The following is a 1,229-nucleotide window of genomic DNA, read 5'->3' as shown; positions in this document are numbered from 1 at the left end:
CTGAGGTTGTTCCTGTTTGGCGGACAGGTTCTATGTGTTGCTCAGGCTGCGGTGTTTTCGTACTCGGCTGGGCTTTGGTAACCGAGGCTGCTGTGGAGTCGGCGGGTGTTGTACCAGCCTTCGATGTACTCGAAGATCGCGGTCCTGGCGGCAGCGTGGGTGTGCCACCGGTGCCGGGTGACGAGTTCGTTCTTGAGGGTGGCGAAGAAGGACTCGGCGAGGGCGTTGTCCCAGCACACTCCGGTGCGGCCGACGGAGAGCCGGATGTTGTGGTCGGAGGCCAGCTGGGCGAACGCGTGGCTGGTGTACTGGCTGCCCCGGTCGGAATGGAAGACGACCGGTCCGTCGGGCATGCGTTGGTGGCAGGCGTTGGTGAGGGCGTCGGCTGCCAGGGATGTGCCCAGGTGGTCGGCGGTGGCCCAGCCGACCACGCGGCGGGAGGCGATGTCGATCACGGTGGCGAGGTACAGCCAGCCTTGACCTGTGTCGATGTAGGTGATGTCCCCGCACCAGCGCGTGTCGGTGGCCGCTGACTCGGTGCGGAAGTCGCGGCCGATCAGGTCGGGGCGGGAGGCCGCCTGGGGGTCGGGGACGGTGGTGCGGTGGCGGCGTCGGCGGTGCCGGCCCGCGACGCCTGCCTCTCGCATGAGCCGGGCGATCCGGCGCCGGCCGCAGGCGTGGCCCTCACGCAGCAGGGCCGCGTGGATCCGCGGGGCACCGTAGGTGCCGCGTGAACGCGTGTGGACCTCGTTGATCAGCGTGGTCAGTTCCTGATCACGTCGGGCCCGCGGGCGGGTGACGGCCTGGCGGCGCTGATAGAAGGCGGACCGGGAGACCTTCATCAGCTCACACGCCCTTTTGACGTTGTGACCTGCCTGTTTCTCCGCCTCGATGAACGGATCAACCGTCACCGGGTCCCCCTCGCGAAGAAAGCCGTGGCCCGCTTGAGGATCTCAATGTCCTCCCGCAGGCGGCGGTTCTCCCGCCGCAGCTCGGCAAGCTCGGAGCGTTCGTCACGCTCCAGGTCCTTGGGCTGGTGGCTCTCGTCGGCCTGGGCCAGCCAGAGGCGGACAGCGGTCTCGGTCAGGTCGAAATCCCTGACGACATCGGGCACCGACCGGTCTCCCCGCAGGCACAACTCGACGATCTCGGCCTTGAAGTCCGGCGTGAACTGCCGCCGCTGCCGCGGCTTCTTCTTCGGCATGTTCTCCATCATGGACATCCCTCCC

Annotated in this window: 2 protein-coding genes; both read right to left on the bottom strand. The window is 67.8% G+C overall.

The genetic code is table 11. The features are described 5' to 3' along the window. Positions 1-41: 41 nt before the first annotated feature. Positions 42-911, bottom strand: a complete 870-nt coding sequence (locus ACZ45T_RS39215; RefSeq protein ID WP_468449276.1) for an IS3 family transposase — start codon at positions 909-911, stop codon at positions 42-44. After that, on the bottom strand, positions 908-1,229 hold a 322-nt coding region (locus ACZ45T_RS39210), incomplete at its 5' end, for a transposase (RefSeq protein ID WP_468449274.1). The genes ACZ45T_RS39215 and ACZ45T_RS39210, both read right to left, overlap by 4 nt.

This window comes from Streptomyces sp. NPDC030995 (assembly GCF_055571215.1).
The sequence above is the reverse complement of the archived record's forward strand: the minus strand, read 5'-3'. Positions and strand labels throughout refer to the sequence as shown.